Annotated in this window: 24 protein-coding genes; 14 read left to right on the top strand and 10 right to left on the bottom strand. The window is 65.0% G+C overall.

What is annotated here, in order from left to right; translation table 11 throughout:
* The first annotated feature begins 12 nt into the window (after positions 1–12).
* From AAFG13_RS14140 to ilvC, 6 genes are all read left to right on the top strand, one after another.
* Positions 13–999 carry a threonine dehydratase gene (locus AAFG13_RS14140; protein ID WP_342712372.1) on the top strand — a complete coding sequence of 329 codons (987 nt, stop codon included), beginning with the start codon at positions 13–15 and terminating at the stop codon, positions 997–999.
* Positions 1000–1020: 21 nt separating this feature from the next.
* Complete coding sequence (gene ilvN / locus AAFG13_RS14135) at positions 1021–1563, top strand: acetolactate synthase small subunit (protein WP_016841057.1); 543 nt, start codon at positions 1021–1023, stop codon at positions 1561–1563.
* 3 nt (positions 1564–1566) lie between these two features.
* A complete protein-coding gene (locus AAFG13_RS14130; protein WP_212310478.1) occupies positions 1567–2262 on the top strand; it encodes a class I SAM-dependent methyltransferase in 696 nt (231 codons plus the stop codon).
* Between the two features lie 44 nt (positions 2263–2306).
* A complete protein-coding gene (locus tag AAFG13_RS14125) occupies positions 2307–3185 on the top strand; it encodes an EamA family transporter (protein ID WP_212310477.1) in 879 nt (292 codons plus the stop codon).
* A 7-nt stretch (positions 3186–3192) separates the two neighbouring features.
* Positions 3193–3801, top strand: coding sequence for a LysE family translocator (locus AAFG13_RS14120; protein ID WP_212310476.1), 609 nt, complete (start codon positions 3193–3195; stop codon positions 3799–3801).
* A 150-nt stretch (positions 3802–3951) separates the two neighbouring features.
* Positions 3952–4971 (top strand): ketol-acid reductoisomerase, encoded by a 1020-nt coding sequence (ilvC, locus tag AAFG13_RS14115; RefSeq protein WP_028342350.1) that lies wholly within the window; start codon positions 3952–3954, stop codon positions 4969–4971.
* 158 nt (positions 4972–5129) lie between these two features.
* Here ilvC and AAFG13_RS14110 read toward each other — a convergent pair whose 3' ends face one another.
* Both AAFG13_RS14110 and AAFG13_RS14105 read right to left on the bottom strand, forming a co-directional pair.
* Complete coding sequence (locus AAFG13_RS14110; RefSeq protein WP_342712371.1) at positions 5130–6236, bottom strand: DUF2336 domain-containing protein; 1107 nt, start codon at positions 6234–6236, stop codon at positions 5130–5132.
* A 182-nt stretch (positions 6237–6418) separates the two neighbouring features.
* Positions 6419–7438, bottom strand: coding sequence for an adenylate/guanylate cyclase domain-containing protein (locus AAFG13_RS14105; RefSeq protein ID WP_342712370.1), 1020 nt, complete (start codon positions 7436–7438; stop codon positions 6419–6421).
* Between the two features lie 131 nt (positions 7439–7569).
* On the opposite strand from AAFG13_RS14105, the gene AAFG13_RS14100 reads away from it, so the two are divergent.
* Together AAFG13_RS14100 and AAFG13_RS14095 are read left to right on the top strand one after the other, a co-directional pair.
* Positions 7570–7968 (top strand): lysozyme inhibitor LprI family protein, encoded by a 399-nt coding sequence (locus AAFG13_RS14100; protein ID WP_342712369.1) that lies wholly within the window; start codon positions 7570–7572, stop codon positions 7966–7968.
* 27 nt (positions 7969–7995) lie between these two features.
* On the top strand, positions 7996–8229 hold the full coding sequence (locus tag AAFG13_RS14095) for a hypothetical protein (protein ID WP_092115842.1): 234 nt from the start codon (positions 7996–7998) through the stop codon (positions 8227–8229).
* Between the two features lie 12 nt (positions 8230–8241).
* Here the strand turns inward: AAFG13_RS14095 and AAFG13_RS14090 are convergent, their stop codons facing one another.
* Complete coding sequence (locus AAFG13_RS14090; RefSeq protein ID WP_342712368.1) at positions 8242–8862, bottom strand: hypothetical protein; 621 nt, start codon at positions 8860–8862, stop codon at positions 8242–8244.
* A gap of 110 nt (positions 8863–8972) precedes the next feature.
* Here AAFG13_RS14090 and AAFG13_RS14085 point away from each other — a divergent pair, with 110 nt between their 5' ends.
* Complete coding sequence (locus AAFG13_RS14085; protein ID WP_342712367.1) at positions 8973–9674, top strand: TetR/AcrR family transcriptional regulator; 702 nt, start codon at positions 8973–8975, stop codon at positions 9672–9674.
* 167 nt (positions 9675–9841) lie between these two features.
* Positions 9842–11554, top strand: a complete 1713-nt coding sequence (locus tag AAFG13_RS14080; protein ID WP_342712366.1) for a sulfatase-like hydrolase/transferase — start codon at positions 9842–9844, stop codon at positions 11552–11554.
* An 11-nt stretch (positions 11555–11565) separates the two neighbouring features.
* Here the strand turns inward: AAFG13_RS14080 and AAFG13_RS14075 are convergent, their stop codons facing one another.
* From AAFG13_RS14075 to AAFG13_RS14065, 3 genes are all read right to left on the bottom strand, one after another.
* A complete protein-coding gene (locus AAFG13_RS14075; protein WP_342712365.1) occupies positions 11566–13119 on the bottom strand; it encodes an ABC transporter permease/substrate-binding protein in 1554 nt (517 codons plus the stop codon).
* Complete coding sequence (locus tag AAFG13_RS14070) at positions 13116–13904, bottom strand: ATP-binding cassette domain-containing protein (RefSeq protein WP_212310469.1); 789 nt, start codon at positions 13902–13904, stop codon at positions 13116–13118. The genes AAFG13_RS14075 and AAFG13_RS14070 overlap by 4 nt, the downstream gene beginning before the upstream one ends.
* Before the next feature lie 168 nt (positions 13905–14072).
* The gene (locus AAFG13_RS14065) at positions 14073–14288 is read right to left on the bottom strand and encodes a hypothetical protein (protein WP_074131807.1); all 216 of its coding nucleotides are present in this window, start codon (positions 14286–14288) and stop codon (positions 14073–14075) included.
* Between the two features lie 227 nt (positions 14289–14515).
* Here AAFG13_RS14065 and AAFG13_RS14060 point away from each other — a divergent pair, with 227 nt between their 5' ends.
* The 4 genes from AAFG13_RS14060 to AAFG13_RS14045 all read left to right on the top strand — a co-directional run bounded on the left by AAFG13_RS14060 (position 14516) and on the right by AAFG13_RS14045 (position 16846).
* Positions 14516–15352, top strand: coding sequence for a metal-dependent phosphohydrolase (locus AAFG13_RS14060; RefSeq protein ID WP_212310468.1), 837 nt, complete (start codon positions 14516–14518; stop codon positions 15350–15352).
* A 124-nt stretch (positions 15353–15476) separates the two neighbouring features.
* Positions 15477–16187, top strand: coding sequence for a hypothetical protein (locus AAFG13_RS14055; protein ID WP_249131691.1), 711 nt, complete (start codon positions 15477–15479; stop codon positions 16185–16187).
* Positions 16188–16228: 41 nt separating this feature from the next.
* On the top strand, positions 16229–16501 hold the full coding sequence (locus tag AAFG13_RS14050; protein ID WP_212310467.1) for a DUF3551 domain-containing protein: 273 nt from the start codon (positions 16229–16231) through the stop codon (positions 16499–16501).
* 75 nt (positions 16502–16576) lie between these two features.
* Complete coding sequence (locus tag AAFG13_RS14045) at positions 16577–16846, top strand: DUF3551 domain-containing protein (protein WP_342712364.1); 270 nt, start codon at positions 16577–16579, stop codon at positions 16844–16846.
* Positions 16847–16879: 33 nt separating this feature from the next.
* Here the strand turns inward: AAFG13_RS14045 and AAFG13_RS14040 are convergent, their stop codons facing one another.
* The 4 genes from AAFG13_RS14040 to AAFG13_RS14025 are packed head-to-tail and all read right to left on the bottom strand — an operon-like array spanning position 16880 to position 19317.
* Positions 16880–18088, bottom strand: coding sequence for an FAD-dependent monooxygenase (locus tag AAFG13_RS14040; RefSeq protein WP_342712363.1), 1209 nt, complete (start codon positions 18086–18088; stop codon positions 16880–16882).
* 6 nt (positions 18089–18094) lie between these two features.
* Positions 18095–18490, bottom strand: a complete 396-nt coding sequence (locus AAFG13_RS14035) for a hypothetical protein (protein ID WP_342712362.1) — start codon at positions 18488–18490, stop codon at positions 18095–18097.
* A 23-nt stretch (positions 18491–18513) separates the two neighbouring features.
* Positions 18514–18708: a hypothetical protein gene (locus AAFG13_RS14030; RefSeq protein ID WP_212310463.1), complete on the bottom strand. Its 195-nt coding sequence runs from the start codon at positions 18706–18708 to the stop codon at positions 18514–18516.
* Between the two features lie 15 nt (positions 18709–18723).
* Positions 18724–19317 carry a 3-phenylpropionate/cinnamic acid dioxygenase subunit beta gene (locus AAFG13_RS14025; protein WP_212310462.1) on the bottom strand — a complete coding sequence of 198 codons (594 nt, stop codon included), beginning with the start codon at positions 19315–19317 and terminating at the stop codon, positions 18724–18726.
* Positions 19318–19332 lie beyond the last annotated feature (15 nt).

Here is a 19332-nt window from a genome sequence, read left to right as displayed (position 1 = left end):
TGAGGGTGGATCATGTTTGATCTCAGCGAGCTCGAGCGCGCGCACAGGATCGTCGGCACCGCGGTGCCGGCGACGCCGGCGTATGCCTGGCCGTTGCTGGCCGAGCGGCTTGGCACCGAGGTCGTGGTCAAGCATGAGAACCACACACCGATCGGCGCCTTCAAGGTGCGCGGCGGCCTGGTCTATCTCGAGCGGCTGAAGCGCGAGCGGCCCGATGTACCCGGCATCATCTCGGCGACGCGCGGCAATCACGGCCAGAGTCTGGCGTTTGCCGCGAGCCGCCACGGCGTGCCCGCGGTGATCTACGTGCCGCGCGGCAACTCGGTCGAGAAGAACCGTGCCATGCATGCGTTCGGCGCCGAGCTCGTCGAGCACGGCGAGGACTTCCAGGCCGCGCGGGAAGAGGCCGAGCGCCGTGCCCAGTTCGCCGGCCTGCACATGGTGCCGTCGTTTCACCCGGACCTGGTGCTGGGCGTTGCGACCTATGCGCTGGAACTGTTTCGATCGGCGCCCGACCTCGACATTCTCTATGTGCCGATCGGGCAGGGCTCCGGCATCTCCGGCTGCATCATGGCGCGCGACCTGCTCGGCCTGAAGACCGAGATCGTCGGCGTGCAGTCGACCGAGGCGCCGTCCTATGCGCTGTCGTTTGCTGCCGGCAAGATCGTGACCACCGAGACCAGCAACACCCTTGCCGACGGCATGGCGACGCGGATTCCGGACGCGGATGCATTCGCCCTGATCCGCAAGGGCGCCGCGCGCATCGTGCAGGTCACCGACGACGAGGTCGGGCAGGCGATCCGTGCCTACTGGACCGACACCCACAATCTCGCCGAGGGCGCAGGCGCCGCGGCGCTCGCGGCCGCGCTGCAGGAAAAGAGCAAGCTCGCCGGCAAGCGGGTCGGCCTGATCCTGAGCGGCGGCAATATCGATTTCGATCTGTTCCGGACCTGGATCGGGACGGATGCTGCGCCGGCCGCCCAGCGGGCGGTGGCGTGAAAAGAATGTAAGGGGACGACCATGAACCAGCCCGCATCCGCCTACTTCCTCGAGGAACGTCACGACCCGAACGAGACGCACACGCTGTCCGTCCTCGTGCAGAACGAGCCCGGCGTGCTCGCGCGCGTGATCGGGCTGTTCTCCGGCCGCGGCTACAACATCGAGAGTCTCACGGTTTCGGAAACCGAGAGCCAGAAACACCTCTCGCGGATCACCATCGTCACCACGGGCACGCCGATGGTGATCCAGCAGATCAAGCATCAGCTCGACCGCATGATCCCGGTGTACCGCGTCGTCGACATGACGCTGACCGGCAGCTCGATCGAGCGCGAGCTTGCGATGGTCAAGGTGAGGGGCGGTGGCGATCACCGCGTCGAGGCGCTGCGGCTGGCGGATGCGTTTCGCGCCCGGGTGATCGATGCCACGACCGAGAGCTTCGTGTTCGAGATCACGGGCAACTCGTCCAAGATCAGTCAGTTCATCGACCTGATGCGCCCGCTGGGCCTGGTCGAGGTGTCACGAACCGGGGTGGCCGCGATCACGCGTGGGCCGGAAGGGATGTGAATCATGTTGGCGCGCGACTGGTACTATACGCAACGGCGGCAGGTCGGTCTCGATACCGCGGTTGCCTCGATCTATGACGTCAGCGAGGACAGCGATGTCCGTGCCCGACAGGCGCTGACCATGCTCGGCGTCAAGCCGGGCTGGCGTATCGCCGATATCGGCTGCGGCAACGGCGTGCTGGCGACCGAGGCGGCGCTGATGGGCGCCGAGGTCGACGCCATCGACATCTCGCCGGCGATGATCGGGCTTGCCGAGATTTATGCGCGCGACCGCAAGGCGAAGATCCGGACCCAGCCGGCCGGGCTGTTGTCCTTTGCCTATCAGCCGAACTCCTACGACGTCATCGTCAGCGAGTTCACGCTGCACCACCTGCCCGACTTCTGGAAGGCGGTGGCGCTGTCGCGGATCTTCAACGCGCTGAAGCCCGGCGCGAACTTCTACCTGCGCGACATGGTGTTCGTTAGCATGCCCGACGGGGTCGATCGCGATGTCGAGGGCTGGGCCGATTTCTCGATCAAGAATCACGATTTCGAGCGCGAAAGCGTGATGACCCATATGCGCGACGAATATTCGACCTTCGGCTGGGTGATGGAGCGCATGCTAACCGAGACCGGGTTCACCCTGGTCGCTGCCGACTACCACGCGCCGCTGCACGGCACCTATCTGCTGCGCAAGCCGAAGCCGGACGAACAGATCTAGATCCTCGCATCGACAGAGCCAAACCGAACCAAAGAAGAAGAACAATGAAGCCGGCCGATGTTGGCATCGCCGTCATGGTCGCGGTGATCTGGGGACTTGCGTTCGTCGCCAGCCGGATCGCGCTCGATGAGCTGCCGCCCGAATTGATGACGGCGCTGCGCTTCGGCATCGCGGCGGTGCCGTGCCTGTTCCTGCCCAGGCCGCCGCAGGTGTCGTGGCCGCTTCTGGTCGGAATCAGCCTCACCTTGTTCCTCGGTCAGTTCCTTGCGCAATCCATCGCCATCGCCCACGGCATGCCGGTCGGGCTCACCAGCGTGATCGTGCAGAGCCAGGCGCTGTTCACCATCGGCTTTGCCGCGGTGTTGTTCGGCGAATTGCCGTCGCGCTTGCAGACCGTCGGCATCGCCATCGCCGCGATCGGCCTGCTGATGATCTGCGGCACCGTCGGATACGATTTCAGCGTCGCCGCCTTTGCCATTCTGATGATCTCGCCGATCTCGTTCGCAATTGGAAACCTGCTGCTGCGGCCGGCGCAGGGCGCGCGCATGTTCGACCTGTTCGCATGGCTGTGCCTGTGTGCCGCGATCCCGTTGTTCGGCCTGTCGCTGCTGACGCTGGGCGGGAAGCCGATGTGGCAGGCGCTGTTGCATCTGTCGCCGGCCGGCATTGTCTCGATGCTGTTTGTCGGCACCGTTTCCACCAGCATCGCCTATTGGCTGTGGGGCCGGCTGCTCCGGGATTATCCGGCGGCGCAGGTGGTGCCGTTCGCGCTGCTGGTGCCGTTCGTCGGCTCCGCCGCCTCCAGCATCGTGTTCGGCGAGAGGTTCGGGCCGCTGCGGCTCGCCGGCATGCTTACGGTCATCGCCGGCATCGCCGTGATGCTGCTGTCGAAGCGGCCAAAAGCTCTGCCGAAAGTCGCGTGAGGGCACTATGTCGAATTCGCTGCTGTTTGCCTTTGTCGTGTTTGCCGTCGTGATGTTCTTCACGCCGGGCCCCAACAACATCATGCTGCTGTCCTCGGGGCTGACCTACGGCTTCCGCCGCACGGTGCCCCACATCGCCGGCATCACGGTCGGCTTCGCCTTCATGGTCGGCGCGGTCGGCGTCGGGCTCGGGGCGGTCTTCATCGCCTATCCGGTGCTGCAGACGATCCTCAAATATGGCGGCGTCGCCTATCTGGTCTATCTCGCCGCGGTCATCGCCATGGCCGAGCCGCCCTCGGCGGACAAGGACGACGGGCCCGGCCGCGGCCCGATGACCTTCTGGGGTGCGGCCATGTTCCAGTGGATCAATGCCAAGGGCTGGGTGATGGTGATCGGCACCATCACGGCCTACGCGGCGATCGCCGCCTTCCCCTGGAACATCGCGATCCAGGTCGGCCTGAGCCTGGCCCTGGGGACGGTGTCCTGCATCGTCTGGGCGCTGTTCGGCACCGCCCTGCGGCCGGTCCTGACCTCGCCTCGGGCGATCCGCGTCTTCAATGTGGTGATGGCCGTCCTGCTGCTGGCCTCGCTCTACCCGGTCTTCATGGACGCATGATGCCGCACCGCGCCATGCGAGATGGGGGTTTCCCCTGAGGGGAAAAATGCTCTAGACAACGCCGGAAATTCGCGGGCGCCCGGCGGTTCTGACCTTCCGAAAGCCTGACTCATCGGCCGATTTTGGCCCCCTTCAAACGAGGAAAACACGATGCGAGTTTACTACGATCGCGACGCCGACCTGAACCTGATCAAGGGCAAGAAGGTCGCCATCGTCGGCTACGGCAGCCAGGGCCACGCCCACGCGCTGAACCTGAAGGATTCCGGCGTCAAGGAAGTGGCGATTGCGCTGCGCAAGGGTTCGGCCTCGGCCAAGAAGGCCGAGAACGCCGGCTTCAAGGTGATGGAAGTCGCCGAAGCCGCCAAGTGGGCCGACCTCGTCATGATGCTGACCCCGGACGAACTGCAGGGCGACATCTATCGCGAGCACCTGCACGACAACATGAAGAAGGGCGCGGCGCTCGTGTTCGCCCACGGCCTCAACGTGCACTTCAACCTGCTCGATCCGCGCGCCGACCTCGACGTGCTGATGATCGCGCCGAAGGGCCCCGGCCATACCGTGCGTTCGGAATATCAGCGCGGCGGCGGCGTGCCCTGCCTGATCGCGATCGCCAAGGATTCGTCGGGCAACGCCCATGACCTCGGCCTCAGCTACGCCTCGGCGATCGGCGGCGGCCGCGCCGGCATCATCGAGACCACCTTCAAGGAAGAGTGCGAGACCGACCTGTTCGGCGAGCAGGTGGTGCTCTGCGGCGGCCTGGTCGAGCTGATCAAGGGCGGTTACGAGACGCTGGTCGAGGCCGGCTACGCGCCCGAGATGGCCTATTTCGAGTGCCTGCACGAAGTGAAGCTGATCGTCGACCTGATCTATGAAGGCGGCATCGCCAACATGAACTACTCGATCTCCAACACCGCCGAATACGGCGAGTACGTCACCGGTCCGCGCATCGTCACCGCCGAGACCAAGGCGGAGATGAAGCGCGTGCTCGCCGACATCCAGGGCGGCAAGTTCGCCCGCGACTGGATGCTGGAGAACAAGGTCAACCAGACCTCGTTCAAGGCGACCCGTGCCAAGCTCGCCCAGCATCCGATCGAGGAAGTCGGCGCCAAGCTGCGCGACATGATGCCGTGGATCAAGAAGGGCGCGCTGGTCGACAAGAGCAAGAACTAAGCTCGGGCGTGTAGGGTGGGTTAGCCGAAGGCGTAACCCACCAATTCGTTCCGCGGAGACGCGGTGGGTTACGCTTCGCTAACCCACCCTAGGCATCGAATCAAAAAAGGGTGGGCGCGTTGCCCACCCTTTTTCTTTGTCACGAAGACGTCGCCGGGCTAACCGGCCGCCATCGGCTGCTTCTCGATCCTGTTGTGCAGCTGCCAGAACCGCACGGTGCGCTGTGCGGTTTCCAGCGACAGCCGCCGGTAATCGCGGTGCGCGACCTCGAGCGTCGCATGATCGAGCGGATGCGGCAGCGGCCGCTTGCGCAGGATGGTTTCGACCGTCGGCCAGTTGAGCCGCGCCGAGCGGCACGGGATCAGGAGCAGGTCGGAGCGCAGCCCGAGCATCAGGCGCTCGATCATCGCGATCGGCATGTCGTTGAGCACGGCGAGCGCGACCGTGACCTCGTCGAACTTGCCGTCCTCGGCGAATTTGTAGACCGCCGCGTCATCGAGCTCGTTCAGCTGCTTCATCAGCTTGACCAGCTCTTCGGCGATGCCGTAGTTGCGGCGGGGAGCCGCGGCCTCTTCCTGCGCGATGTCGTTCAGCACCTGGCTGATCTCCTCGCGGGCCCTGGGCGATGCGATCGCGAGCAGGCGGGCGCGCACCGTATCCTTGGCGCGCTGCAGCAGGTCGCGCAGCAGCTTGGCCGGAATATCGATCCGCAGCCCGAGAATCTCGACCAGCTCGTCGTCGCCTTCGGCGCGGGCGACGATCGAGGAATAGCCGTTCTCGGAGAACTGCGCGCCGGCGTTCTTGGCAAGCCGCCGGATCACCTTGTCCTCGCCGCGGTCGATGATCACGTCGGTGACGGAAGCCGGCAGGTTCTCCCGCGCCGAGATTGCGAACAGATGGTCCTGGCCCTTGCTGGCGGCGATCTCGCGCAGTGCGTCGTTTGAAAGGCGGCTGGAGTGGGTCAGCACGTCGCCGGCGACGCTGATGTCGTCGTCCCAGGCGAGGTGCTGAATCACCTCAAACGGCGCGTAGTCGAGCGGCGCGAGCCGCTTGCTGAGCTCGGCCCGCGCACGCGTCTCGACACGCGCGACGAGCAGGCAGAGCACGTCGTCGAACACCTTGACCTGTTCATCGTTGAGGCGGTCGCCGTCGTTCAGGAACAGATCGGTGACCTGCCGCAGCGTCTGCACGCGTTTGGCGGATGTCCCGTCCCGGACCGCATCCTCGAGTTCGGCAATAATCGATTGTGACGCCTGTTGCGCCATCGATGGGCGACCTTGTTTTTGTTGAATGACACCTGTCCGTGCACCATGCAGGGCGTCGTCTTACACCTGCGTTAAGGAGGAACCCGGTGCAAATACGGGTGCATCGCATCCTTAACGGGCCGCGACCGGACAGGACTCAATTGGTGCTTTCGCGACAATGGCAGTGCGTCTTAAGGGATTATTTAGGACGACGCGCGCCGTGTGACGGCGAAGATGTCGATCGAAGCGGCGCGCCCGCGCAACTGCGTCGAGCCGAGCGGCTCGATGAAAAAATCCAGGTCCGAGGGCAGCAGGCGAAGCAGCTCGCCCGAGATCAGCAGCGGCCGGCCGGCCTCCTTGCAATGCGCCTGCAGCCGCGCCGTGACGTTCACGGTATCGCCGAAATAGGCGATCTGCCGCCGCGAGTCGCCGCATTCACCGATGACGACAGGGCCGGCATGCATCCCGGCGCGGAACGCCGGCACCACGCCGAACTCCTTGCGATAGTGGTCGGCCCGCTTGGCGAGGCGGTCCTCGATCGCGAACACGCAGTCGAGGTAGCGCCGCGACGGCTGGCCCGTGCCGGCCGGCCAGGTCACGATGACCTCGTCGCCGACATAGGCATGAACCTCGCCGCCATGCGCCACGATCGGCTCGTCGATGTCGAAGAAGAAGCGCGTCAAGAGCTCCTGCACGCGCAGCTCGCCCATCGCTTCCGCCAGCGTCGTCGAGCCGACCAGGTCGAGGAACAGCAGCACGCGTTCCTCGCGGACCGGCTGGCGGTAGCGTCCGAGCACGATGTTGAGCAGCGTATGCCCACCGATCATCCGGACCAGTTCGTAGATCGTCGTGATCGGGATCGAGAGCAGCAGGGACAGGCCGACGATCTTCAGGAAGGTCTCGCGAACCCACTTCGCCTCGAGCCCATGCCCATACAGAATGATCTCCAGCGCCATCGCGGCAACTGCGACGATGACGGCGATACTGACGGAGCGAACGACCAGCTCGACAACGAGCGGCAGACGCCGCAGCCAGCCGCTGCGCGTGGTCAGATAGAGATGCGTGGCCCAGACGATCAGGGTGATGACGGCGCCTTCGAGCGCGCTCCGCGCATAGTTCGCAACGGAGGCCTCGTCGGATTGGTCGAAGGCGTACCGAAACAGCCCACCGACGAGCAGGCCGAACACGGCCAAAACGATTGCAGGCGTCACGGTCCGCCGCATGAATCCCTCCATACCCCTGAAATATCCTGCGCGGTTCGGCAAGGCCAGCCGCGGTGCGACTGATATGAACGGGATGGGCTACGGCGGCACTAACGTATGGCGCTATGGGATCCATCGAAGCGGAAGGCGGCATGAAATCGGCTCTCACGACAGGTGTGTGCAGGCTCGGGCGCTTGGTTGCGGCCATTTTCATCATCGCCACCTCGTCGGCCTGGGCCGGCGATCAGGGCGATCCCGAACAGTCCTGCGATGGCAATACCTACCAGATGGTCGAGTGCCTCAAGACCAAGACCGCGCAATGGGACAAGCGGATGAACGTCGCCTATCAGCAGGCGCTGAAGGATGCCGCGGGCGACAAGCAGCGCGAACAGCTGCGCACCGCGCAACGGTTGTGGATCCAGTACCGTGACGCGAATTGCCTGTATTACGACCTCGGCGAGGGCACCATCGCCCGCCTCGATGCCGGCGAATGCATGCGCAGCATGACCGAAATCCGTGCCAAGGAACTGGAGAGTCTCGGCCATCAGTGAGCCATCTTCCGGTGCCAGGACTTGGTCATGACTGACGGAAAGAGCCAGAACGAACTGACCCAGCTTGCGGAGGAGGCGCTGCGTGCCCAGCCCGGCTGCGAGACCGCCCGCGTGCCGGCGGTCGCTGCGCTGCCCGATGGGCAGGTCGGGCGCAACTGGGAGATTCCGAACGTCGTGCTCGGCGACAGCCTGATCAGCGACGTCGACCGCGCGGTGCTGTCGGTGCATCGCCGGCTCGGCCGCCAGTTTCACCTGGTGTGAGGCGGCCTGATTTCAGCTCGCCTGTGCCTGACGTGGCGCAGGCCGCGCGGCCATGCTGATCATCCTGAGCGCAAACACCGTGGCGAGCGGCACGAGGAACAGCGCGTAGAGCGGCATCTCGGGAATCCGCTTGCCGAACGAGACCGTGAACTGCAGCAGCAGATAGTAGCCGCCGATCAGATGCAGCCTGCGCCAGGCGCGCGCGCCCAGCAACGCAGCGGTGCGATCGAACGAGGTCGCGGTCAGCGCGATGATGACGAGATAGCCGATACCGCCGAAGATATAGGAAACGATAGAGGTTGCGGCGGCGAAGCCGGCCGGATCGAGCATTGCGAACGCTGATATCGCGACCGCGTGGATGGTGTGCGAGGCGGTGAAGGTGACGCCGAGATAGCGGCGGTTGCGGCGCTGCCAGTGCGTCCAGGCATTCGGCCGGAGCCGCGCCAGCGCCGCCGCGGAGAAGGCGAGGCAGAAGAACAGCAGCGAGGTCCGCGCCGTGAAGCGGATCACCATCCGCATGCCCTCGACTTCGAACTGCCGCATTGCGGCGATCCAGATCGAAAGCCCGATCAGGGTCAGTGTGAGCAGGCCGAACAGCCGCCAGCCCTCGAACCAGTTCCGACGCGTCGCCATATCCTGCCTTCCATCGTTGATGTAATCGCCAGTTACATTTCGCGATGGAGTGCGGTCAATCTGTGTAATCACCGCTTACATTCACAAGCAGGTGATGCTAGAGAGGCGCCATGCGCCGCCCCGCTAAAAAATCGCCGATCGGACGCCGGCCCGCCAAGCCGCGTCCGGCCGTCGCGACGCGGGCGCCGGCGGCCAAGCCGTATCACCACGGCGACCTCCGCCGGGTCCTGATCGATGCCGCCATGCAGCTGGTCGGCGAGGGCGGGCCGGAGGCGGTCAGCGTCCGCGAGGCCGCCCGCCGTGCCGGGGTTTCGCCGGGCGCGCCGTTCCGACATTTCCCGAGCCGGGACGCCCTGATGAATGCGGTGGCCGAGGAGGCGCAGCGCCGCTTCCGCGCCGAGATCGAGACGGCGCTGGCCGATGCGCCGTCAGGCGATCCGCTCGGCCGCTTCCGCTGCCTCGGGATCGCCTATCTGCGCTGGGCGATGAAGAACCCGACCCATTTCGAGATCATCTCCAGCCGCCGCTTCTTCGACCACGACCGCTCGGCCGGCGTTTCCGGCGACAATGCGGAGTTGATCGGCCTGACCGAGCGCACGCTGGCGGAGGCCTTTTCAGCCGGTCAGCTCGAGGCGCGCGACCTGAAGCAGGTCCAGATCGCCGGCCGCGCGCTGGTCTATGGTTTTGCGCGGATGCATATCGACGGCCATTTGCCGCGCTGGGGCGTCGCCGAAGCCGAGATTGAGCAGATGGCCGCTGACATCGTCGACCTCTTCATCGCCGGCCTCGCGAGGCCTGCTGCGAAGGTCTGAGGCGCGCCGCGCCGGCCGGGCGTGCTCAGGCGGGCAAATTCATTGCGCGTTCATGACGATTCAATTACGTTTTTATGACACGGCGCAGACTCCGGCTGTGCGGTGTGCCTCCTGGCCTTTGCCAGTCAAGGCGGTGGCATTGCGCCGGGTTGTATTGCGTCCCGCCCATGGCGACCGCGCCTCAGCAAAACTCGTCCGTTTCTGCGCTGGCCGGCGGTCTCGCCGCGATCGGCATCTGGCGGTTGCTGGCGGTCGCCGCCCCCCATCTCGGCGCGCTGATCCTGATGCTGCGGACCGAGACCGATTTCGGTTCGCGGCTCTGCTTCCTGCTCAGCTGGGGAATCCTCAACTTCCTGTTCGTCGCGCTGCTGCGCCGGCCGGCGCTGTCGGGCGCGCTGTCGCTGACGCTGGTCGTGGTGCTGGTGCTGCTGTCGCGGTTCAAGCACGACGTGGTGCAAATGACCGCGAACTTCGTCGACCTGATGGTGATCGATCGCGACACCGCGGCGTTCCTGCTCACGATCTTTCCGAACCTGCGCTGGTCGATCATCGGCGCCGGCCTAGTCACGCTGCCGCTGATGTACGCGCTGTGGTGGCTCGATCCGTTCCGCATCCGCCGCCTGCCGGCCGCGGCGGCCTGCCTCGCCTGCACCGCGGCGCTCTCGGGCTATGCCTTCGCCTGGCCGGACGAGGCCTGGCGCGGCTATTACGACGACGGCTATCTGTCGAAATTCGCCCGCTCCGGCGTGACCGCGGTGTCAGACTTCGTCGCCTATGGCTTCATGGAGTCGGACCCGAGTGCGAGCGACCAGCTCAAGATGCCGCTGGTCGACGCCTGCCATCCCGCCGGGCGGCGGCCGAACATCATCATGATCCATGATGAGTCGAGCTTCGACATTCGCGCCGCGTCCGGCGTCAAGGTTCCGCCGGGCTATGGCAGCCAGTTCAAATCCTACGACGGTGTCGAACGAAAATTCCTCGCCGAGAGCAATGGCGGGCCGAGCTGGTTCACCGAGTACAACGTGCTGGCGGGACTGTCCTCGCGCTCGTTCGGCCGGTTCGCCTATTTCGTCACCCGCATCGCATCGGGCCGGGTCGAGCGCGGCCTGCCGCAGGCGCTGCGCCGCTGCGGCTACGACACGCTGTCGCTCTATCCGGCGTTCGGCGCCTTCATGAGCGCGCGCAGCTTCCAGACCACGACCGGCATCCTGCAATTCTACGACGCGCATGATTTGCATGCGAAGGACGTCGAGCCCGACAGCTTCTTCTACGACAAGGCGCTGAAGCTGATGGCCGAGCAGAAGACGCTCAGCACGCCGCTGTTCACCTTCGTCTATCTCGCCGCCAATCATTTCCCGTGGGAGACGAAATTCCGCCCCGAGCTGCTGCCGGCATGGAAGCGGCCCGGCAACACGCCGTCGGTCGACGAATATCTGCGCCGGCAGGCGATGAGCGCCAACGACTATGCCGGCTTCGTCGCGGCGCTGAAGAAGAAGTTTCCGGCGCAGCCGTTCCTGATCGTGCGCTACGGCGATCATCAGCCGGAGTTCTCGCCGCAGCTGCTCGATCCCGGGCTCGACGAGGCCGGCATCGGCAAGAAGCTGATGGATTACGATCCACGCTACTACGCGACATATTACGCAATCGACGCCATCAACTTCGAACCGGTGAAGAGTCCGACGGTGATGGATACGATCGACGCCGCCTATCTGCCGCTGGTGATCCAGGAAGCCGCGGGCATTCCGCTCGATCCGTCGTTCGAGGAGCAGAAAGCGATCATGCTTCGCTGCAACGGCGCGTTCTACGCCTGCAAGGACGGCGCGGAAGCGCGCCGCTTCAACCGACTGCTGATCGACGCGGGGATCATCAAGGGACTTTAGCGGCGATCATCCTACGATTTTCCGCCAATCTTCTCCCACAGCCAGCGCGCCACGGCGTCGGGCGATGATGATGCGTCGTTGCCCGACGCGCGCAGGTTGGCCTCGCGCATCTCGGCGATGCCGATCTTGCCGAGCAACGGGCGCAACGCGGCCTTCAGCGTCTCGTCATCACGCCGCTTTGGCGACAGCAGCACGATCGCGTCATAGGGCGGGATCGCGTGCCTGTCGTCCGCGAGCGCAACCAGGTCGTATTTCGCGATCAGCCCGTCGCTGGTGTAACCCGCGATGACATCGACCTCGCCGGAGGCGACCGCGGCATACATGAAATCCGGCTGCATCTGGCGCTGGGCGCGGAACGTCAGCCCATAGGCCTTCTGGATGCCGGCCCATTCCGGCCGTGAGAAGATTTCATAGTCGCCGGCGATCGACATCGTCGCGGCGTGAGATGCGAGGTTGGCAATCGAATGGATGCCGAGCTGATCGGCGCGTTTCTTCGGCATCACCAGCGCATAGGCGTTCTCGAAGCCGAGCTCGCCGAACAGCGTGATGTCCTGCCTGGCCAGTGTCGTCTTCAGTTCGCTCAGCAGCTCGGCACGGGGCCTGATGTCGGTGTGGTGGAACTGGTTGGCCCACAGCGTGCCGGAATAGTCGACATAGACGTCGATGTCGCCGGCCGCGAGCGCATCGAAGATCACGTTGGAGCCGAGGCCGGCGCGGGTCGCCGTCGGCAGTCCGGCCGCTTGCAGCCGCTGCGCCATCAGCGCCGACAGCACATATTGCTCGGTGAACGTCTTGGCGCCGACGACATAGCGCGCCTGTGGCCGCGCGATCGCGGGCACCAGCGTCGCCGCGATCAGGGCGGCAATGCCGAGCCCGCCGAGTGCGGTCCGGACGCGGCTGCGATTGCGCAGGCCATTCTCGATCAGCGCCAGCAATTGGTCGACGATAAGGGCGAGTACGGCGGCGGCGAAGCAGCCGAACAGCACGAACACCCAGTTCTGGGTCTGCAAGCCCGCGAAGATGTAGTTGCCGAGGCTGGTCTGGCCGATCGGCGTCGACAGCGTCGCGGTGCCGATCACCCACACCGCGGCGGTGCGGATCCCCGCCATCATCACCGGCAGCGCCAGCGGCAGCTCGACCATGGTGAGCGATTGCCGCGGCGTCATGCCGACGCCCTGGGCGGCCTCCAGCACCGCCGGATCGACGCCGGAGAGGCCGGTGATGGTGTTGCGCAGCACCGGCAGCATCGAATAGAGCGCGAGCGCCAGCACCGCCGGCAGAAAGCCGAAGGCGGAGAAGCTGAAGCCGAGCCACGTCGCGGTCAGCGCCGTGAGCGCCAGCAACAACGGATAGAATAGCGCGAGCAAAGCGAGACCGGGCACCGTCTGCACGATGCTGGCAAGCCCGAGCAGCGTGCCACGCAGCACCGGCCGGTTGCGCGCGATGAGCGCAAGCGGCAGGCTGATCAGAAGCCCGAGCGCCAGCGCGGCGACGCTGACCCGGACATGGTTGCCGAGATAGTCGGGCAGATGCGCAAGCGCCTCGCTCCAGCGTGGATCGCTCATGCCGTGCCGTCCCGCGGCAGCAATGCGCCCAGCCGCTCCGCCTGTCGACGCGGCGTACGCAAGAGTTCGCCGACATAGGCGTCGGTGTTGGCCGCAAGCTCCGCCGGCGTGCCCAAAGCGAGCAGCTTGCCGCCACGCATCACTGCGACACGATCGGCCAGCAGCAGCGCCTCGGTCATGTCGTGGGTGATCATGACGGTGGTCAGTCCGAGCTCGCGGTGCAGTGTGCGATAATCGTCGCCGAGCGCGTCGCGGGTCAACGGATCGAGCGCGCCGAACGGCTCGTCCATCAGCACGATGCGCGGCTTCGCAGCCAGCGCACGCGCGACGCCGACGCGTTGGCGCTGACCGCCGGAGAGTTCGTGCGGCAGGCGGTCGCGATGTTGCGCGCGGTCGAGCCGCACGAGGTCGAGCAGTTCGTCGACCCTCGCCGAGATTTCGGCCTGCGGCCAGCCGAGCAGCTGTGGCGTGATGCCGACATTGCCGGCGACGGTGAGATGCGGAAACAGTCCGCCGCTCTGGAAGACATAGCCGATGCGGCGGCGCAGCAGGATCGGGTCGATGCGGCTGACGTCTTCGCCCTCGACGGCGATCCGGCCGCGGTCGGCCTCGATCAGGCGGTTGGCCAGCCTGAGCAGCGTCGTCTTGCCGGAGCCCGAGCCGCCGACAACAGCCAGGAATTCACCCTCGGCCACGTCAAGCGAGACGTCGTCGACCGCCACCACGCGACCATTGTCAAAGCTCTTGCCGACATGCGCGTAGGCGATCAGCGGCGTTGCGGGCATTCTCGGGCCATTCCTGGGCGACTTCACGTCTCACCATCGTGAACGACAGTGATAGCCCATAAAATGGACTTTGACTCGAGGTGCACGCGCCTGCATCACGCGGTTTCGCAGGCTGTTCCAGCTGGGCTCGCGAAGCGGGTCAGCCCCTTCGGGGGCTGTGAGCACACATCACACTTCGTTCTTGGGTACGTATTTGCCCATGATGCACTTATAGCTCTGCAAGCGCCAATCGTGATACGGCCCCTTGGCGAGCCAGTCGGCGATGCCGATCTGGGCACTCACAGCGCAGGCGCCCATGGTGATGCCGGATTGGTCGCTGTTGGTGACGACCTTTTCCATGCAGAGCTGAGCATTGCAAAGGATGGCGACGAGCGTAACAAGCATGATGGTCTTTATCCGTAAGATTAACCCGGTCTGAACCGAATCATGCACGGTTCATGCCATTATCAGCGGCTTTGGTGTCACAGCCGGCAAGACCGGGAAAGTACGGCGGAACGAATCACGCGCGCGCCGACGCGTAGCCGCACGCCCGCAGATGCGCTATAGTTCTCCCCAACTACGACGTGAGATCGGGGCGAGCGAGGAACGTTGCGCGGTCGGGGGCTGCATCGATGATGACGTTACCTGAGTTGGCGGCAGGTGCTTTGGAGAAGTTTCTCGCCACATGGGTCAGCCGCACCTTTGGGGCTTCGCAGGCGCGATTTGGCGAACTGCTGCCCGCCGCTGCGCGCATCGCGCTGGAATGCATCGGCAACAGCGATGCGCTCTACCACAATGTCGAGCACACCATGTTGGTCACGCTGGCCGGGCATGACATCATCCGCGGTCGCGCGCTGCACACCCATGTCACCGCGGAGGATTACACCCACACGATGATCGCCTGCCTGACGCACGACATCGGCTATGTGCGCGGCCTGCTGAAGGGCGACGGACCGGATGGTTATGTCATCGATTCCTCCGGCAAGAAGGTCGTGCTGCCGCGCGGCTCGTCGGATGCCGGCCTGATGCCGTATCACGTCGACCGCTCGAAGCTCTATGTGCTCGACAGGCTCGAGGCCGTCCTTCCGCTCGATCGCGAGCGCGTTGCACGCAACATCGAAGGCACGCGGTTTCCGGCACCCGAAGGCCAGCAATATGACGACGAGGCGGCGATCGTCCGGGCCGCCGATTTCATCGGACAGCTCGGCGATCCCAACTACATCAGGAAAGCCAACGCGCTCTATCACGAGTTCGAGGAAGTCGGCATCAACCGCCAGCTCGGCTATGAATCGCCGGCCGATATCGTCGACCGCTATCCGCAATTCTACTGGAATATGGTCGCGCCGCACATCCAGGGCGCCATCAACTGCCTGAACATGACGGCAAGCGGCCGTCAGTGGATCGCGAACCTCTATAGCAACGTCTTCCGCGCCGAGCGCGAGGTCACCCTGTCCGGCCCGCAAATCTGACGCACGGCACCAGCGGCGCGGCCTTTCAGCACGGCTCGCCTGCGTTCCCCGGTCGTTTGCGGGACGTCCACATTTCGGCCTGCTTCATCGTTGCACAGTCCATGGAAATCGGCGACCTTGCGCCATGGACCTCTCCATCGACCGTGTTCTCGATCGTTTCAGCATGATCTCCCGTTTCGCTCAATTGATTGCGGTTGCTATCGTGTGCTGGCCTGCGCTCGCCGTTGCCGCCGGGCCGGTTTACGACGTCGACCTGTATGCGTTGATGTCCGGCACCTGCCGCAATGTCACGGTCGCCGGCCGCAGCTATACCTGCAAGGCGGTGGCCTACTTCCACACCCTGCGCGGCCGTTCCGAATTCACCGTCGTGCTCGACGATCCCGCCGACAAGAGCCACATCGTCTCGTTCTCGGGCGAGAGCACCGAGCGTACCCAGGACAATCTGTTCGAGCTCGCGGTCGACCGCATGTTGCTGAAGTCGAGCGACCGTCCGCGCGTCGATGGCCTGCCGGTGCCGCTGGTCGAGATGTCGACGGGCTCCTGCCGCCAGGTCGGAAGCTTCATCACGCGGCAGGTGTCGACCATCACCTGCGCCGCCACCGACCAGAGCGGCAAGCGGTACGAGCTGAGCTTCGAGTCGGATGGCTCGCCGATGACCTTGCGCCGGCTGCGGCAATCGACGCTGCCGTCGGAACGGCAACGGGCGCGCCAGATCGCACAGCTCGAATGCCGCCTCAAGGCGCGGGCCGCGCAGGTCCTGCCGCGGGACACCACGGCCTTCATGATCCGTTGTCTTGGTGAGGACGACGGCAAGCCGGCCGGCGAGCAGCGATAGCCGCGCGCCCGGCGTCCCGGAGCAAGCTTGAGGAGAATTCGATGCGCTTGAAATTCACCATCATCGCCGCCATCGGCGTTGGCATCGCCGGGCCCGCCGCTGCGCAAATGTACGATCCGAATTATCCGGTCTGCATGGAAGTCTATGGCGGACGGCTGACGCCCGAGTACATCGATTGCAGCTTCACGTCGCTTCCGCAATGCCAGGCAACGGCCTCGGGACGATCGGCGACATGCTCGGTCAATCCCTTCTACAAAGGTCCAAAAAAGCCGACCAGGGAGCGGGGTCAACGACAGCGTCAGACTGTCAACTAGCGCGCCGTCGCGTCGCTGGCGCTGTTGACTAACTCCTGTTGTTGTGGGGAAACCTTCCGAGCGAAGGAGAGACCGATGCGCCTGAAACTGTTCGCGATCGCCGCAGCTGCGGTCGCCCTGGCCGGACCTGCCGCCGGGCAGGCCTATGACCCGAACTATCCGGTGTGCATGCACGTCTTTCAGGGCAAATTCGGCGGCAGCTACATCGATTGCAGCTTTACCTCGATCCCGCAGTGCCAGGCGTCGGCGTCGGGCCGGGGTGCGATGTGCTCGGAGAATCCCTTCTTTGCGCTGCCGCCACCTCCGACGCGCCGGGCGCACCGCGGACGGCATCGTGCCCACTGATGTAGGAACACCAGGCAGCTCGAATGCCTGCCGTCAGACCGGCACGCTCAAGGCGTCATAGGTGAACAGCCAATCATAGCGCTCGCGCACCCGGTCCGGTTGCCATTCGCGCGAGACATAGGCGTCGGCGCCTTCGGCGTCGGCGAGCGCCAGATTGTGGAAGCGCCTGGCATTCTCGGCGGACTTCATCACGATCATATTCGTCCGCGTCAGCCGCGCGGCCTGATAGCGCTGCAGCGCTTCCTCGGGCGGGAAGCATTCGAGGCAGCGTGCCAGCACCATGCCGTCCTCGATCGCCATGTTGGCCCCTTGGGCCAGGAACGGCAGCGTCGAATGCGCGGCGTCGCCGAGCACGCAGGCCCGCCCCGCGGCGAAGCGACCGAGCGGATCGCGGCCAAGCAATGCCCATTTGTAGGGAATATCGAGGTTGTCGATGATGGTGTGGATGTCCGGATGCCATCCGGCAAAGGAATCGCCGCAGGCCTCGCGCGTGCCGCGTTCGGTCCATGACTCGACCGACCAGCTCCCGCCCTCGAAGATGCCGACGAAGTTCAACAACTCGCCGCGGCGAACCGGATAGGTGATGACATGGCCGCCGGGACCGACCCAGTTGGTGCCGACGTCGCGCCTGAGGCTCGCCGGTAGCCGCTGCATCGGGACCAGGCCGCGCCAGGCGGCCACACCCGAGAAGAACGGTTTTGTGTCGCCACCGATCTGCCGGCGGATCTCGGAGTGCACGCCGTCGGCGCCGATCACGACGTCGCCGCGACGCCGCTCGCCATTGGCGAGATGCAGCCAGATGCCGTCACCATCCTTGTCAAAGCCTGCGCAACGGCTGTTGAGATGCAGGCGTCCCGGTGCCCGTGCACTGAATGCGTCGACCAACACGCGGTGAAAGTCGCCACGATGCACCATCCAGTAGGGCGCGCCATAGATTGCCCGCGAGGAGGCGCCGAGGTCGAACAGCTTCCAGGTCCGCCCGGTGCTGAACAGCCGGATCTCCTTGCCCGAGGGCTCGCAGGCGATCGCCTGCACGTGTTGCTCGAAGCCGAGCGCAATCAGGACCCTTGTGCCGTTGGCGCTGAGCTGGACGCCGGCGCCGAGCTCGCGCAGCTCCGATGCCTGCTCGAAGATCTCGACCTCGATCCCACGCTGCAGCAGCGCCAGCCCCGCGACGAGGCCGCCGATCCCGGCGCCGGCAATCAGGACTTTTGGCCTGCGGTTTGCGCTCACGCGATCCATCCGCCGCTATCTGCGCGTGACAAGGAAGTCATCGGTGAACTCGCCGCGCGAGACCTTGACCGGGATCTCGCCCTCGCTACCGATCTCGACGAGCTCCGAGCCGGACTTGTTATCCTCAGGCGTCAGGAGTTCGATGCGCTCGGCGATCCGTTCGGCCTGCCAATCCGTCAGCTTCCAGGCAAACCGGCCGCCGAGATCACGCATGCCGAATTCCTCGTCGGCGGGCACGAGCACCAGCTCGTTGCGCGAGACCGCGCCGGGAATGCGCTCCGCCACGCCAACGGCTTGCGGATTCTCGGCAAAGCGCCGCAACAGACTTGCCAGCGCGGCAAGATCGACAGCCTCGCCGAGGAACAGGAACAGCGGATGGAAATCGCTCGGCATGTATTCAAATCGCAGCATGATCGATCGTCCGTTGGCTGGAACTAGTCGCTGAGCACATCGACGACGTCCTGGGCATGGCAAAGCTCCACCGTGCCCACATCGCCCGGACGGGCAGGGGACTCCAGATAACGCACCTGCAGCCACTGGCCATCGTCCATGTTCTCCACCACCTCGGCGACGACGCCCGCCTCCAGTTTCAGCCGCGTCCCGACCTTGATCGCCGTCACGTCAATCATCGCACCACACCTTGCTCAGAAGAACGTGGTGAGATTTTTGGCCAGCAGGATATTCTGTTCAAGCAATATCTCGCGCCTCGCGATCTTCCAGCCGTCGTCGGTCAGGCGCAGCGTGTCGTTGCGGCGGCCGACGAAGATGTAGGTCTCGTACTCGACGCGGTTCTGGTAGACGAGAAAGCGGCTCGTGACATCGAGCTCGCGCGCCGCGGCGATATCCGGCCGCGCGCCTTTGATCTGCACGTTGCTGACCATGTGTGTGATCCGCGACAGCGGCTCCTCGGCGTAATGCACGCCGGTCAGGATCTGTTCGACCCGTTTGGTCAACGTCCATTTGTCCTCGTCGAACCAGCTGATGCCTTCACCCCGTTTGGTGTTCTCGCGTGCGGCCTGCTGGCCGAACTTCACGTTGCGCCGGATCGGCATGAAGTAGCTGACGTCCTCGGCGAGCAGCTCGAGCCAGTCGCGGAAGCGCCGGTCATCGAGCAGGTCGGCCTCGCGGTAGTAGAAATCCTCGACATCGGCCTTCAGGCGGTAATAGGCCGCCGATCGTTCGATCGTGGCGCCGGCAGCCTGCGCTTGCTTGTCATGATCCTGAACCGTCGTCGTCATCGGTATCTCCTCATC

The sequence above is a fragment of the Bradyrhizobium sp. B124 genome (genome assembly GCF_038967635.1).
Taxonomy (GTDB): Bacteria; Pseudomonadota; Alphaproteobacteria; order Rhizobiales; family Xanthobacteraceae; genus Bradyrhizobium.
The sequence above is the reverse complement of the archived record's forward strand: the minus strand, read 5'-3'. Positions and strand labels throughout refer to the sequence as shown.